The organism is Pseudarthrobacter sp. NCCP-2145 (assembly GCF_023708005.1).
GTDB lineage: Bacteria > Actinomycetota > Actinomycetes > Actinomycetales > Micrococcaceae > Arthrobacter > Arthrobacter oxydans.
In genome coordinates this window covers 44,601-58,568 of the sequence record NZ_BRCG01000023.1, presented here as the reverse complement: position 1 = coordinate 58,568, position 13,968 = coordinate 44,601, and the positions used below count along the sequence as shown (strand labels likewise).

Annotated in this window: 13 protein-coding genes and 1 tRNA gene; 6 read left to right on the top strand and 8 right to left on the bottom strand. The window is 66.3% G+C overall.

What is annotated here, in order from left to right:
* Positions 1-30 precede the first annotated feature (30 nt).
* Positions 31-198 (bottom strand): hypothetical protein, encoded by a 168-nt coding sequence (locus NFU08_RS17470; protein WP_174179097.1) that lies wholly within the window; start codon positions 196-198, stop codon positions 31-33.
* A gap of 81 nt (positions 199-279) precedes the next feature.
* On the opposite strand from NFU08_RS17470, the gene NFU08_RS17465 reads away from it, so the two are divergent.
* Positions 280-1,248 carry a GlxA family transcriptional regulator gene (locus NFU08_RS17465; RefSeq protein ID WP_251424923.1) on the top strand — a complete coding sequence of 323 codons (969 nt, stop codon included), beginning with the start codon at positions 280-282 and terminating at the stop codon, positions 1,246-1,248.
* Between the two features lie 57 nt (positions 1,249-1,305).
* On the opposite strand, the gene NFU08_RS17460 is transcribed toward NFU08_RS17465, so the two are convergent.
* The 7 genes from NFU08_RS17460 to NFU08_RS17430 form a co-directional block, all read right to left on the bottom strand.
* Positions 1,306-1,638 carry a protealysin inhibitor emfourin gene (locus NFU08_RS17460; RefSeq protein ID WP_174179101.1) on the bottom strand — a complete coding sequence of 111 codons (333 nt, stop codon included), beginning with the start codon at positions 1,636-1,638 and terminating at the stop codon, positions 1,306-1,308.
* A gap of 61 nt (positions 1,639-1,699) precedes the next feature.
* Positions 1,700-2,752 (bottom strand): M4 family metallopeptidase, encoded by a 1,053-nt coding sequence (locus tag NFU08_RS17455; protein ID WP_251424921.1) that lies wholly within the window; start codon positions 2,750-2,752, stop codon positions 1,700-1,702.
* A gap of 123 nt (positions 2,753-2,875) precedes the next feature.
* Positions 2,876-3,604, bottom strand: a complete 729-nt coding sequence (locus tag NFU08_RS17450) for a hypothetical protein (RefSeq protein ID WP_251424919.1) — start codon at positions 3,602-3,604, stop codon at positions 2,876-2,878.
* Positions 3,605-3,939: 335 nt separating this feature from the next.
* Positions 3,940-4,015, bottom strand: a tRNA-Arg gene (locus NFU08_RS17445).
* A 115-nt stretch (positions 4,016-4,130) separates the two neighbouring features.
* Positions 4,131-5,675, bottom strand: coding sequence for a ferredoxin--NADP reductase (locus NFU08_RS17440; RefSeq protein ID WP_251424916.1), 1,545 nt, complete (start codon positions 5,673-5,675; stop codon positions 4,131-4,133).
* Positions 5,672-6,544 carry an FAD:protein FMN transferase gene (locus NFU08_RS17435; RefSeq protein WP_251424914.1) on the bottom strand — a complete coding sequence of 291 codons (873 nt, stop codon included), beginning with the start codon at positions 6,542-6,544 and terminating at the stop codon, positions 5,672-5,674. The genes NFU08_RS17440 and NFU08_RS17435 overlap by 4 nt, the downstream gene beginning before the upstream one ends.
* 3 nt (positions 6,545-6,547) lie before the next feature.
* Positions 6,548-7,021: an FMN-binding protein gene (locus NFU08_RS17430; RefSeq protein ID WP_251424912.1), complete on the bottom strand. Its 474-nt coding sequence runs from the start codon at positions 7,019-7,021 to the stop codon at positions 6,548-6,550.
* 180 nt (positions 7,022-7,201) lie between these two features.
* Between NFU08_RS17430 and argS the strand changes: the two genes are divergently transcribed.
* Genes argS through thrB form a run of 5 tightly spaced genes read left to right on the top strand, consistent with a single transcriptional unit; the run spans position 7,202 to position 13,766 of the window.
* A complete protein-coding gene (argS, locus tag NFU08_RS17425) occupies positions 7,202-8,866 on the top strand; it encodes an arginine--tRNA ligase (RefSeq protein WP_251424910.1) in 1,665 nt (554 codons plus the stop codon).
* Between the two features lie 5 nt (positions 8,867-8,871).
* A complete protein-coding gene (gene lysA / locus NFU08_RS17420; protein ID WP_251424908.1) occupies positions 8,872-10,353 on the top strand; it encodes a diaminopimelate decarboxylase in 1,482 nt (493 codons plus the stop codon).
* Complete coding sequence (locus tag NFU08_RS17415) at positions 10,354-11,682, top strand: homoserine dehydrogenase (RefSeq protein ID WP_174179122.1); 1,329 nt, start codon at positions 10,354-10,356, stop codon at positions 11,680-11,682.
* Positions 11,683-12,789, top strand: a complete 1,107-nt coding sequence (gene thrC, locus NFU08_RS17410) for a threonine synthase (RefSeq protein WP_174179124.1) — start codon at positions 11,683-11,685, stop codon at positions 12,787-12,789.
* A gap of 2 nt (positions 12,790-12,791) precedes the next feature.
* On the top strand, positions 12,792-13,766 hold the full coding sequence (thrB, locus tag NFU08_RS17405; RefSeq protein WP_251424906.1) for a homoserine kinase: 975 nt from the start codon (positions 12,792-12,794) through the stop codon (positions 13,764-13,766).
* Positions 13,767-13,968: the final 202 nt, after the last annotated feature.

The following is a 13,968-nucleotide window of genomic DNA, read 5'->3' as shown; positions in this document are numbered from 1 at the left end:
CCTTCCTGGCCGGAAGGGTGTGTTGCCGGCTTAGAAAACGCGGAGCGTGTAGTTGATGCTGGGAAGGTCCAGGGCTGACCACGCTTCGTGGGATTCCACTGGAGGCGTATGTCCCCTTCCGTCACGCAGAAGCGCTGACACAGTGGCGGCGAGAACGACGAGGATGACGATGAGGAGGGCGGTTATGAGGATTTCCATGCCTCCATGCTTCTCCTGTCAGCAACCCAAAAAAAGTGGCAGAAATGCCCAAAAAGCTAAAATTCCTGCCACAATGGAAGCATGCTCACATCAGTCGCGGTCATCGTTGTTCCCAACTTCTCGATGTTCGAATTCGGTACGGCGTGCGAGGTCTTCGGCATTGACAGATCGGCCCGGGGCAGCGGGGTTCCGGCTTTCGATTTCCGGGTGTGCACCCCCTGCCCGGGAACCGTGCCGTTGAAGTCGGGGCTGTCCATGAACGTGGGCCTGGGACTCGAGGCCACGGAGGATGCGGACCTGGTCATCATGGCCCCCTACGGCCGGGACGAGGAACTGCCCGAACCGGTTCTGGAGGCGCTCCGTGCTGCGGATGCCAGGGGTGCCTGGGTCATGTCTATCTGCTCCGGGGCGTTTGCCCTGGCCCGGGCCGGCTTGCTCGACGGGCGCCGCTGCACCACCCACTGGCACTATTCCGGCCAGCTGGCCGCCGAATACCCGCTCGTCCGGGTTGACGAAAACGTGCTGTATGTCCAGGACGGCAACATCATCTCCTCCGCAGGCACCGCCGCGGGAATCGATGCCTGCCTCCACCTGGTGCGGGTGGAACTGGGCGCGCACGTGGCTGCCGCGATCGCCAGGGACATGGTGGTTCCTCCGCACCGCGATGGCGGCCAGGCGCAGTTCATCGACCGGCCCATGCCCGCCTGCGGTTCAGCCCCCATGGAAAAACTGCTGCGCTGGATGGTGGAAAACCTGGAGCACGAGCACACCGTGAATGAACTGGCGGCACGGGTCCACATGTCGCCGAGGACCTTTGCACGTCGGTTCAGGTCGGAGACTGGAGCCACCCCCGCAGCCTGGCTCAACTCGCAGCGCGTACTCCGTGCCCAGGAGCTCCTTGAATCCACTGACCTCAACATCGACGAGATCGCCAGGGAGTCCGGCTTCGGGCACCCTGTCCTGTTGCGCCACCACTTCGCCAAGGTCCTGGACACCAGTCCGCAGTCATACCGCCGGGCCTTCCGCGGCCAGCTTGCCGGGGTGGGGTAGCTCCTGCCTGGCACGAACGGAACGGACTCCGGCCGCACCCCGGTATTCCCGGACCACTCAGCCGGCGGACGCCCCGTCCTGCCGCCCCTCGGCGCGCGATGCCTCAGCCGCCTCCCGGGTGCTGTCCACCAGGACCCGCCATGGCCCGGTGACGGCCTGCTCCGGAAGTGCAGCCCGGTGCTGCCCCGCCCGAATGGCGTAAATGAACCGGTCCGGCTGCTGCCCGGCGAACTTCTCCGCAGCGGCCCGTGGTGTCCTGGGCACCGAATCCCACGGGCACGCTTCAACAATGGGCTGCCACTGGTTGATAGCGGTCTCGGAACGGGCTTCCACCGTCCACACTCTTGGTATGGCGGCGATTCCTCCGGTGCGCTCAACACTGATCTTCATGGCCTGGTCCTTGGGCTTCCCCTACAGCCCGGACGGCCGAAAAGCGCCGGCCGGGCGTCCGTTAAAGCTTGACCTTCACAGTTTCCCACGCCAGCTGTACGGCGTCATGCTCGGGGGACCCGGAACCGAAGAGTTCCACGGCAGACGCAGCCGTGGCGCGGGCGAAAACCCTGAAGGTGGCAGCCGGCGGAAGCGATCCGCCGGTGAGCGCCTCGTACCAAATACGCCCGGGGGAGTCCCAGGCGTTTCCATCAAGGGACTCCGCTACCAGGTAGAAGGCACGGTTGGGGATGCCGGAATTGATGTGGACGCCACCGTTGTCCGCGCTGGTCCTCACGTAAGTGTCCATGGAGTCCGGCTGGGGGTCCTTACCCAGCACGTCGTCGTCGTACGCCGTCCCGGGGGCCTTCAGGGAGCGCAGGGCGCGGCCCTCCACGTCAGGAGTGAAGATGCCCTCGCCGATAAGCCAGCTGGCCTCAGCAGCGGACTGGTTGTTGACGTACTGTTCCACCAGCGCGCCGAAGACATCGGACATTGATTCGTTGAGGGCACCGGCCTGGTTCCGGTACACGAGCGCAGCTGAATACTGCGTAACGCCGTGGGCGAGTTCGTGCCCGATGACGCTCAGCGATTTGGTAAACCGTTCAAAGACCTCACCGTCCCCGTCGCCGAAAACCATCTGTTTCCCGTCCCAAAAGGCGTTGTCATAAAGCTGGCCGAAGTGGACCGTGGCGTTCAGGGGGAGCCCCCGTCCGTCGATGGAGTTGCGTCCGAACACGTCGGCGTAGAGCCGGTGTGTGTGGCCAAGCCCGTCATAGGCTTCGTCGGCCGCGGGGTCGCCCACGGGTGCCTCGCCTTCCTTGCGCACCAGCGTGCCAGGGAGGATCTCCGCGCTGTTTGCGTCGAAGACGGTCCGGTGTGGTGGCCCGGGCTTGGCCTGGCGGACGCCTGCCGGAATGTCCGGTGCGGGCTGGGACCGCGCTGAACGAAACGACTCGACATGGCCTAATGCTTCCCTGGCTGCCCTGGCCGCCGACGAAAACTCCGGCGCACCCTGTTTGGCCAGCCTCCTCAGCATGTAGGGCGGGACGATGGAACAGAACGGACCGTGCATGGCGTACCCCCTCGACTTGGTGGATTCAGACTACGAGGAGCCACCGACAATCCTTGGCAGGCTCACGCCGCACCTGGTCTGTGGTAGGAATCCAGACTGGTTCCGTCCCGTTCCCTGCCGTGGTCAGGACCCTCCGGCGAGCACATCCACATGGACGTGGTCGAGATGGCGCAGGATCTCGTTGCGGGGCTCGGGGGCGCGGTACTCCTGCCACAGCCCCCGGGAGCTGTGCACGCTCCAGAAGCGGTCGTCGAAAATGACGTACTGGATGTCCAGTCCGTCGGCGTGGGCGACCAGCCAGTGGGCCAGTATCCACCCTGCACGCCGGTTTTCCTCGGTCACCGGGCGGAAGAAGACATCAACAGCGCGGCCGTCGTAGTGCGTGGATTCAGCTCCATGTCCCTGGCCAACGCCGCCCGGGGCGAACCCGCCCAGGCTTTGGGTGCCAAACACCTCGGTCATGGCCCCGCGCATCTGTTCGGCGCGGGGTGTCAGCCCGGTGTCGCCCGGCTGCTGTTCCTCCAGGCCGGCGGCGGCCGAACCCCGGCAGCCCAGGGAAGGGCCGGCGTCTCCGGGTGGCCCGGCGGCCAGCTGCTGCAATGCCGCCGCGTCGATGCCGGAGGTGTCCGGTGGCTCCAGGCCGCGGGCAAGGAGTGCGACGGCTGTTGTGGCCCGTTGCGCCTCCTCGCGGCTGATCCCTACCTTCCCGTCGGGGGTCTCGACAACGCACTCCGGGTTCCACCCCAGCGAGCCGCCGGCACCGCGCAAACCGCTGAGCAGGCCGGGTGCGAGGAGCGCCAGCGCTGACGCGAGCAGCACAACAACGAGAAAGCCCGGGAGCAGCCGAAGCACGCCGCGGCGGCCTCCTTGAGTCCTGTCGCGGTTCAGCATGGAACCACACAGGCATGCCGCAACGGGATATCGGCGGTGGGAGTGGCCAGCCCCGGGGGCAGGCCCGGCCCGGAAGCTTTGGTACTGGTCACGGCGTTTCGGCCTACGATGATGCGCCTTTCGTTGGGTGCCAGCGCTCCGGTGTATGGGTAGGGGGGCACTGCTGAAAGGTTTAATTCACGGCCCGGGCCAATAGTTCCCAAGCAAAGGGTTCCGGGCCTGGGGTGCCAACTGGATGCAGCACCCGCCAAAACGCAGAGAGCCACCAGAAATCCGTGATTTCTGGTGGCTCTCGTTGGTGCCCTCGATAGGATTCGAACCTACGACCTTCTGCTCCGGAGGCAGACGCTCTATCCCCTGAGCTACGAGGGCAATCCGGGGTTTCCTGCCGTTGCCGGCGGGACGTCCTAGAGCTTAGCAGTAAGGTGGCCCGCAAGGGAAAATCGGTGCTGCCTCACTGCCCCAGGAACCTCCGAACGGTAAGAAGTCAGTAGCCGGAGAACGAGTCAACGTGGACTTTTGCCGCCCCGGCCCGTTTGGCGGCCCGCCGCAGTGACGCGACGCTCGCAGGGGAACCCGAGACGTACACCTCCCGGCCGGCCACGTCGGGGACCAGGGCACGGATGGCCTCGCCGTCCACCCGCGTGCCATCCCAGGAAGCGCTGGCCAATCCCGAAGGCGGCACGGAACCGTCCGCCACGCGGACCAGGACGCGGATGCCGGCAGCCCGCAACTCATCCGCATAGGCAACCTCGTCTGCGCTCCTGGCCAGCAAAAGCAGCACTGCATCCCGCTCCCGCAACCCTCCGGAGGACACGTGCGAGAGGTAGGGCGTGACGCCGATCCCGGCCGCAATCAGCAGGACAGGCTTGCGCGGATCGCGGGGGAGGACAAAGTCCCCTCCGACCGACGTGGCCGTCACCTCGTCTCCCGGGTTCAGCGACAGGAGGACCTTTTTGGCTGCGGACAGGGGCTCCGCGGTCCGCACCCCGAACTTGACCAGGCTTTCACTGGGCGAACCCGTCAGGCTGAACATTCGGCGTCGTCCTTTCCCGTCCGATTTTGCGTGCGGAAGGTCCAGCTCCATGTATTGTCCCGGCACAAAACGGACAGGCCGGGACGGCTCGAAACTGAACTCGGTGGTGCTCGGCGTCAAAGGCCTGGTTCCGGTAAAACGGAGCGTCACCCTGCCCCGCTGCCCCATCAGGAACGCGATCGCATTGCCCAGCAGCAGCGCTGCCTCGGGAGAATTGGCGATGAATCCGAAGTTGTAGGGGACCGCGAACACCACGCCGACCACAGCAGCCAGCGCCAGCTGTTGCCACCTCCTGGGCGGCAGCGTGAGAGGTTCGGTGAGCATGAAGCCAACAAAGAACAGCAGCGGCCGCTGGGCAAGGGATTGCCACAATGCCATGCCGGCGGACATGCCGGCCTGCAGCAGCTCCGAGGTGATGATGGCGGTGGCCACCACAAGGAACACGGAGGCCATCAGGAACTTCCTGGTCCTGTACAGGACCAGGAGGACACCGGGCGCCAGCGCCCACAGCATGGCAGGGGTGGCTGCCCACCAGGTTGCGATGTTGAGCCCGGTGAGCCCGGCCACGAAGGCTCCCGCCGCGGCGGCGTTGAAGATGTGCCGGCCGCGCCAGGCGAGCGCGTACTTTGATGCCGACGCGAGCACGCAGGCCAAAGCCACGCCTGCCACGTCCAGCGGGGCGAACGAGGGCCAGAACAGGAAGTACAGCAGCAGGCCGGTGATCAGCGAGGACTCGGAGTGCGGCCGGACCCGGAACAGCGGCGCCAGCGCCCTGTTCGACGCGTACGTCAGGCCAAGGCACAGCACCAGGTGCGCCAGCATTTCGGGAATACCGAACGTCAGCCACCCAAGGGCATCAAGCACAAGGCTGTACACAGCCAGGACTGCAAGGACAAGGAGGACCAGCCGGTACATGGTGAACCGGCCCAGCGCGGTGTCCAGCCGGGCGCCCAGGGAGGAACCCGGCGGTGCCTTCGGAGTTTCAACAGGGCTCATGTGAACAGTGTCCCTTCAAACTCTGCGGAGTGGGCAGCACTTCCGTCCGAGAAGACAGTCAGCCAGGAGAAGTCGAAGGCCTCCTGGAGCCCGGCGCCGGGGACAAAGAAGAGTGCCGTTGCCAGGGCATCAGCCAGCATCGCGGTGTCGGCCAGCGCCCACGTCGCCACGGCAGTCCTGACAGGCCGGCCGGTTTTTCCGTCCAGGATGTGGTGCAGGCCGTCACCCCAGGCGCGCCGGTTGGCCGCAGACGCGCACAGCGCCCGGCCCGCCAGCTGCACCACCCCTATGGCCTGGGTTGCGTTGTACGGATGTTCCAGCGCCACCGGAACGGCATCCGGGCCCTTCACCAGCAGGTCCCCGCTGGCATCAACGATGAACGTGTCCACGCCATCCGCCTCCAGTTCGGCAGCCACCAGGTCCACCAGCAGCCCCTTGCCGGCAGCGCCGATGTCCAGCACAACGGGAGCCGCGGTGGTGAGGGTGCTGCCGGCCCACTCCAGCACATCGTCCCAGGCCGGCGCCGGCAGCGCGGAGCCGGAGGGGCGAAGGGAGTAGCCGGCGCCGTACCCCAGGCGCTCCAGGCTTGGGCCGATGAGCGGCGTCATGGCCCCGCCGGTGGCCTCATACAGAGCCCGGTACAGCTGCCCCAACGCGACGGCCTCCGCGGGAAAGTCATGCCGTCCGGGTTCCCTGGCCATGGCACTGACGCGGGAGTCCACCCGGAACCGGGACCAGTCGGCGTCGAACCGCTCCACCAGGCCGAGCAGGCGGGCCCGCAGGAGGGGATCAAGGGGCCGCGGCGAGGATATCTCCCAGTGCGTGCCAATGCCCTCAAACGCAAAGTCCTCCCAGCCGCCGCCCGGCACGTCCTACCTGGCCTCCGACTTGATCTGCTCCACTGCCTGGTTGAAGCCGCCGCTGGTGAGGGACGAACCGGCAACCTTGGAAACGTTGAGCTCATCTATGTTCCTGCCCACCACCTGCCCGGCGATCCCGCCGGCGAACTCGCCCTGGAACTTGCGGGTGTTCGGGTTGGACGGGTGCTGGGTGATCTGCACGTCCGTGACGGTCCCGGACGCCAGGGTCAGCTCCACGCCCACAGTTTCGGTGCCGTTCGGGGAGACGTACGTTCCATCCGCGCTGTAAGTGCCGTCCTTGTAGCTGGATCCGCCAGCGGCCGGCGTTGATGCGCCGGATGAGGACGTGCTTCCGGTGGCGCTGGTGCCGGAGGCTGCGGGAGCCGGGGAGGAGTCTCCGGCAGACGGGGCGCACGCGGCCACCGTTCCTGCCAGGGACAGGCTGGCGATTCCGGCATAAACACTTTTACGGACGGAGGGTCTCATCAGGGCTCTCGTTTCGTCGGTGGATCGGGGCGGGAACTGCTGGGTGGTTACGGTGTTGTCAACGCAGAACCCAGCGTATTGGTTCAACCTGTGACCGCATTCACCGTTTCCTGTAAACACCGTGGCATCAGAAACGCCCCGAATTACTTGCTGTTACTGGGCCCCCGGTAGGCTAGAGGGGTGACTCCCGAAGAACTCTCCCTCGCCATATCCGCCTGCCTGAAGGAAGCCGTCGCCGCCGGCGACATCGCCCTTCCTGCATCAGCTGTGCCTGATGAGGTGCGCGTGGAGCGTCCAAAGAGCAGGGACCACGGAGACTGGGCCACCAATATCGCCCTTCAGCTGGCCAAGCAGGCGGGCACCAACCCACGGGAATTCGCCACGATCCTCAGTGCACGGCTGAAGTCCATCGACGGCGTGTCCGCCGTGGACATCGCCGGGCCGGGGTTCCTGAACATCACGGTGGATGCCGCTGCCGCCGGTGCGCTCGCCAAGGCGATTGTCGAAGCCGGAAAGCAGTACGGCACCAACACGGCGCTCGCCGGCCACACCGTGAACATGGAGTTCGTCTCTGCCAATCCCACCGGGCCCCTGCACATCGGGCACACCCGCTGGGCGGCCCTGGGGGATTCGATCGCCCGCGTCCTGCGCGCCTCCGGCGCCGACGTCACCGCTGAGTACTACATCAACGACGCCGGCACGCAGATGAACGTCTTTGCCCACTCCGTCTACAACCGGCTCCACGGTCTTCCCGTGCCCGACGGCGGCTACCCCGGACAGTACATCGCCGACCTTGGCCACGAGGTGCTCACCGAGCACCCGGACATCCGCGAGCTCACGGAGGTTGCTGCCCTTCCCGTCATCCGCGCCGCTGCCTACAAGGCGCAGATGAAGGACATCAAGTCCACCCTTGCGGACTTCGGCGTGGAGTTCGACGTCTTCTTCTCCGAGCAGGAACTGCACGACGCCGGCGCAATCGAAAGTGCCGTGGCGCGGCTGCGCGAGCAGGGCCACGTGTTCGACGACGGCGGTGCGGTCTGGCTGCGGACCACGGACTTTGGCGACGACAAGGACCGGGTGATGATCCGCGCGAACGGCGAACCCACCTACTTCGCCGCGGACGCCGCCTACTACCTGTCCAAGAAGGACAGGGGCTTCACCGAGAAGATCTATCTGCTGGGCGCGGACCACCACGGCTACATCAACCGGCTCAAGGCCATTGCGGCCTGCGCCGGCGACGATCCCGACCTCCATATCGAGGTGCTGATCGGACAGCTCGTGTCCGTCAACGGAGCCAAGTTGTCCAAGCGTGCCGGGAACATCATCGAGCTTAAGGACCTGATTGACTGGCTCGGGAAGGACGCTGTCCGCTACTCCCTGGCCCGGTTCCCTGCGGATTCGCCGTTGACCCTCGACCCGGAGCTGCTGAAGAAGCACAGCAACGAAAACCCGGTGTTCTACGTCCAGTACGCCCATGCCCGCTCCCGCGGCGCCGCCCGTAACGCCGTGGCGGCCGGTGTGGAACGCCAGGTGGATGGCCAGGACTCCTTTGACGCCTCACTGCTGGACCACGCTACGGAGAACGAACTGCTCTCGTACCTGGGCAGCTACCCCTCGATCGTGGCCAAGGCCGCCGAGCTGCGCGAGCCGCACCGGGTGGCCCGGCACCTCGAAGTGATTGCCGGGGCCTACCACCGCTGGTACGACGCCTGCCGAATTGCGCCGATGGGCGATGAAGCGGTGACCGACGTCAACCGCACCCGCCTGTGGCTCAACGACGCCACCAGCCAGGTCCTGGCCAACGGCCTCGATCTGCTGGGCGTCTCCGCCCCGGAACGGATGTGAGTCACATGTCACCGCAGCGCGAAGATTCCCGGCGCCAGGGTTCCCCGCTGGCACCGGATTGGCTATCGGTCCCAGCCGACCTCAATGCCCTGGAGCCCAAGATGTGGGCACAGGACGCAGCCCGGAACGATGCCGGCGAACTCACCGTGGGCGGTATTCCGGTCAGCGAGCTTCAGCGGCAGTACGGGACTCCGCTGTACGTCATGAGCGAGAACGATTTCCGCGCAAGGGCACGCGCCTTCAGCGATGCCTTCAACAACGCGTTTGCCGACATCTGCGGGGGAGTGGACGTCTACTACGCCGGGAAATCGTTCCTGTGCACCGCCGTGGTGCGCTGGGTCGAAGAGGAGGGCCTGCGGCTGGACACCGCCTCCGGCGGTGAGCTCGCGGTTGCGGCAAAGGCCGGTATTCCCGGAGCAGACGTTGCCCTGCACGGCAACAACAAGTCCGACCTTGAGATCCACCGTGCGCTGGACATGAAGCTCGGCAGGATTGTGGTGGACAGCCTCGGCGAGCTGGTCAGGGTGGGCGACATCGCCGAACGCCGGGGGGAAAAGGCAAAAGTCATGCTGCGGCTGACACCCGGCGTGCACGCCCACACCCACGAGTTCATCGCCACTGCCCATGAGGACCAGAAGTTCGGCCTTTCCATGGCTGCGGACACCACCGAACACGCCGGCCTGTCGGCTGCCGAGGAAGCCGTCGCGGCTGCGTCGGCGCATCCGGGCATCGACCTGCTGGGGCTGCACTGCCACATCGGTTCCCAGATCTTCGAGCCGGACGGTTTTGCCCTGGCCGCCCAGAAGCTCCTCCGTTTCCTTGCCGCCATGCAGGAAAAGTACTCCATCGTCCTGCCCGAACTGGATCTTGGCGGCGGATACGGCATTGCCTACACGCCGGTGGACACCCCCCGCCCCGCAGCGGAAATTGCGGAGGCGATGGCCGTCGTCGTGCGTTCCACCTGCGCTGAACTGGGGATCGACTCTCCCCGCATCTCCATCGAACCCGGCCGCGCCATTGTGGGCAGCACCACCTTCACCCTGTATGAAGTGGGAACCCTCAAGACAGTGCGCGTGGATGCGACTGCGTCGAACAATGGTGACGCAGACAACAACGTTACGCATCCGCGCCGCTATGTTTCAGTGGACGGCGGCATGAGCGACAACGCCCGCCCGGTGCTGTACGACGCGGATTACTCGGCAATCCTGGCGTCCCGCACCTCCGCCGCCGGCCCGCAGCTGTCCCGCGTGGTGGGCAAACATTGCGAGAGCGGCGACATAGTTGTTAGAGATGTATATCTGCCCGAGGACGTGGCAGCCGGTGATCTGCTTGCTGTACCGGGTACCGGCGCCTACTGCTGGGCCCTGTCGAGTAACTACAACTATCTGGCCCGGCCGGGCGTTGTCGCGGTGCGCGACGGATCTGCCCGGCTGATTGTCCGCGGGGAAACCGAGGAAGATCTGCTGAACCGCGACATGGGAGTCTGAATGACCGAATTGCGAACCCTGAAAGTGGCCCTGCTGGGCTGTGGCAACGTTGGGGCCCAGGTTGCGCGGATTCTCATCGAGGACGCCGACACCCTTGCCGCCCGCGCGGGCGCGAAGCTGCAGTTGAGCGGCATCGCCGTGCGGGACGTCCACGCCAAACGCGACGTGGACCTCCCGCAGGACCTCTTCACCACCGACGCCGACACCCTGGTGAAGGACGCGGACCTGGTGATCGAGCTGATGGGCGGCATCGAGCCTGCCCGTACGCTGATCCTTTCGGCCCTCCGCAACGGTGCCTGCGTTGTCACGGGGAACAAGGCGCTCGTGGCGCAGGACGGCCCCACCCTGCACGAGGAAGCTGACAAGGCGGGCGTCCAGCTCTCCTATGAGGCCGCCGTCGCCGGTGCCATCCCCATCCTGCGGCCCATCCGCGACAGCCTCGCCGGCGACCGCATCACGCGCGTCCTGGGCATCGTCAACGGCACCACCAATTTCATCCTTGACCAGATGGACACCACCGGAGCCCAGTTCGCCGATGCCCTCGCCGAAGCGCAGCGCCTTGGCTACGCAGAAGCGGACCCCACTGCCGACGTCGAAGGCCACGATGCCGCCGCGAAGGCCGCCATCCTTGCCTCGCTGTCCTTCCACACCCGGTTTGCCCTGGAAAACGTCCACTGCGAAGGAATCACCTCGGTCACCGCGGCGGATATTGCCGCGGCCAAGGACGCCGGCTTTGTCATCAAGCTGCTGGCCATCGCGGAAAAGCTTCCCGCCGCAGGCACGGACGCGGACGGCGGCGAGGGCGTCTCCGTGCGCGTGCACCCCACGCTGCTTCCCCGTGAACACCCGCTGGCCGCCGTCCACGGCGCCTTCAACGCGGTGTTCATCGAAGCCGAGAACGCCGGCGAACTGATGTTCTACGGGCAGGGAGCCGGCGGTACACCCACGGCGTCCGCTGTCCTGGGCGACCTTGTCTCGGCCGCGCGCAGCCTGGTCCTCGGCGGCCCCGGCCGCACGGAAACCACCACCGGCCAGGTTTCGGCCCTGCCGATCGACGCGGCCGTCACCAGCTACTACATCGGCCTGGACGTCGCCGACCAGCCCGGCGTCCTGGCCAGGATTGCCCAGCTCTTCGCCGAGCACGGCGTGTCCATCGAGATCATGCGGCAGACCATCCACCGCGACGCGGAGTCCAACGTGGAATCCGCCGAGTTGCGGATCGTCACCCACCGTGCGTCAGAGGCTGCCCTTGCGGCCACCGTCGAGGCCGTGAAAGGCCTGGACGTCATCAATTCAGTTACATCCGTTCTGCGGGTAGAAGGAGTCTAAGTGGCTCACCAATGGCGCGGGGTCATCCGCGAATACGCTGACCGTCTGCCCGTGACGGAATCCACCAGGGTGATCACCCTGGGCGAAGGCGGGACCCCGCTGGTGCATGCCCGGAAGCTCTCTGAGCTCACCGGCTCCGAGGTCTACCTCAAGGTGGAGGGCATGAACCCCACCGGGTCCTTCAAGGACCGCGGCATGACCATGGCTATGACAGCCGCCGTGGCCTCCGGCGCGCAAGCGGTAGTCTGCGCCTCCACGGGAAACACCTCCGCCTCCGCAGCTGCCTATGCCACCGCCGCCGGCCTCACGTGCGCGGTCCTGGTGCCCGAAGGCAAGATCTCCATGGGCAAGCTCAGCCAGGCGATCGCCCACGGCGCCACGCTCCTCCAGGTGGACGGCAACTTTGACAATTGCCTGGACATCGCCCGGAAGCTGGGGGAGTCCTACCCGGTGTTCCTGGTGAACTCGGTGAACCCTGCACGCATCCAGGGACAGAAGACCGGTGCCTTCGAAATCGTCGACGCGCTGGGCGACGCCCCGGACATCCACGTCCTGCCGGTGGGCAACGCCGGAAACATCACCGCGTACTGGAAGGGCTACAAGGAGTACTCCGCTCCGTTCGAGTCCGAAACCGCGGGCACCCTTCCCGCCGTCTCCACCAGGACGCCCGCGATGTGGGGCTTCCAGGCGGCAGGTGCGGCGCCCTTCGTCGCCGGCCACCCCATCACCGAGCCCGACACCATCGCCACGGCCATCCGGATTGGCAACCCCGCCTCCTGGGACGGTGCCATCGGCGCCCGCGACGAATCCGGCGGACTGATCGACTCCGTCACCGATGAGGAAATCCTCAGCGCGCACCGCTGGCTGTCCGCCCGCGAAGGCGTCTTCGTCGAGCCGGGATCGGCCGCCGGCGTGGCAGGGCTCCTGAAGAAGCACGCCGCCGGGGAAGTCCCTTCCGGCAAAACCATCGTCATCACCGTCACGGGCCACGGGCTCAAGGACCCCCAGTGGGCCCTGCGCACCGAGGACGGCAGCGACGTGCAGCCGGTCAAGGTACCCAACGACGTGGTCACCGTTGCCGCTGAACTGGGACTGGAAGAAAAATAGCCTTGGAAACCACCTCGCCGGCCGCCGTCGGACTGCAACCCATCGAGGCCGGCCAGATCGTCACCGTTCGGGTGCCGGCAACCACGGCCAACCTGGGCCCGGGCTATGACAGCCTGGGCCTGGCCCTGGCCCTGCACGACACCCTGACGGTGGAGAGCCTGGAAACGGACGAACTCCTCTTCGAGCTTCGCGGCGAGGGTTCGGAAACCCTGCCCCGGGATGCGAGCCACCTGGTGATCAGGGCCATGGAGGTGGCGTTCGAACGGCTGGGCTTCCGCCATGGCGGCCTGAAGGTGACCGCTGACAACGTCAACCCCCACGGGCGCGGCCTGGGATCCTCCGCCTCCGCGGTGGTGGCCGCGGTCTCGGCGGCCAACGCCATGGTTCCCGAGGCGGACCGCCGGGGCCGGGACTGGATCCTGCAGCTGACCAGTGAAATCGAAGGCCACCCTGACAACGTCGCTCCCGCCATTTTCGGCGGACTGGCGCTATCCTGGCAGGACAGTGACCAGTACAGCAGCACCAGCGCCACGGTGGCGGATTCGGTGATCCCGGTTGTGGCGGTTCCGGATTACGAACTGTCCACGGAAGCAGCGCGTGCCCTGCTGCCCGCATCAGTGGGCCACCACGCCGCTGCCATGAACGCCGGACGCGCAGCCCTGCTGATCCACGCGCTGACGCACAAGCCGGAATTCCTGCTGGCCGGCACCGAGGACTACCTGCACCAGAGCTACCGTGCCGAGGCAATGCGGCCCAGCGCAGCCCTCATCAGTGCACTGCGCACCGCAGGGCACGCCGCCGTCGTCTCCGGGGCCGGGCCCACGGTGCTGGTCCTTGCCAACGGAGAGGCCGAAGCCGCCGCTGCCGTGGCTTTCATCAGGCAGTTCACGGCAGCCAACACGCCGGATATTGCCTGGCGCGTACTGAAGCTGGCAGTGGACGTCGAAGGTGCTAAGGTGGAGTTGCACCGGCGGTAATTCCGCCTATCTGATCTGCTATTGCACTTAGTTGCCGCCTGGTCTCTTACTGCGCAATCCATTCCGGTGCCGCCTCCTGGGTCTGTCGCAGGAATCTGCAGCATTCAAACTGCCCCTGAAGCGTCAGTCCGGCGTCCCGCCATGGGTGGAGCGCAAGGTGAATCAGTATCCGGCCCTGCTGGCCGAAATCCAACCGGCAAGG

Coding starts and splice junctions, on each gene's coding strand:
- NFU08_RS17470 (WP_174179097.1), bottom strand. CDS start 198: ATGGAAATCCTCATAACCGCCCTCCTCATCGTCATCCTCGTCGTTCTC.
- NFU08_RS17465 (WP_251424923.1), top strand. CDS start 280: ATGCTCACATCAGTCGCGGTCATCGTTGTTCCCAACTTCTCGATGTTC.
- NFU08_RS17460 (WP_174179101.1), bottom strand. CDS start 1,638: ATGAAGATCAGTGTTGAGCGCACCGGAGGAATCGCCGCCATACCAAGA.
- NFU08_RS17455 (WP_251424921.1), bottom strand. CDS start 2,752: ATGCACGGTCCGTTCTGTTCCATCGTCCCGCCCTACATGCTGAGGAGG.
- NFU08_RS17440 (WP_251424916.1), bottom strand. CDS start 5,675: ATGAGCCCTGTTGAAACTCCGAAGGCACCGCCGGGTTCCTCCCTGGGC.
- NFU08_RS17430 (WP_251424912.1), bottom strand. CDS start 7,021: ATGAGACCCTCCGTCCGTAAAAGTGTTTATGCCGGAATCGCCAGCCTG.
- lysA (WP_251424908.1), top strand. CDS start 8,872: ATGTCACCGCAGCGCGAAGATTCCCGGCGCCAGGGTTCCCCGCTGGCA.
- NFU08_RS17415 (WP_174179122.1), top strand. CDS start 10,354: ATGACCGAATTGCGAACCCTGAAAGTGGCCCTGCTGGGCTGTGGCAAC.